Below are 250 nucleotides of genomic sequence, written 5' to 3' on the forward strand. Positions count from 1 at the left end.
AAGAGACGCAGAGCGTGGCACGGTCGTCTTCCGGGATATACACCGTTTCGACGCGCTGATCGCCAACGGCGATCGCCCATTTAATGGTGCCGTCAGATGAACGCTGTTCTTCAACCACTTCCGGTGCGCGGATTTCCGCCACCTCTTTCAGTTTGCCGCGCAACACTTTGTTGATATCGGTCATCTCATCAAAGTTGTCGCAGCAATAGTGATACATCCACTTCATCACCTGATCGGCGCGGAAGGGTTT

Annotated in this window: 1 pseudogene; it reads right to left on the minus strand. The window is 53.6% G+C overall.

What is annotated here, in order from left to right:
* Nucleotides 1-250: pseudogene (locus SB725_RS32835) on the minus strand (23S rRNA (adenine(2503)-C(2))-methyltransferase RlmN); the annotation flags it as partial.

Origin of the sequence: Pseudomonas sp. SIMBA_041, from assembly GCF_046535095.1 — a bacterium.
GTDB classification, from domain to species: domain Bacteria; phylum Pseudomonadota; class Gammaproteobacteria; order Pseudomonadales; family Pseudomonadaceae; genus Aquipseudomonas; species Aquipseudomonas mucoides.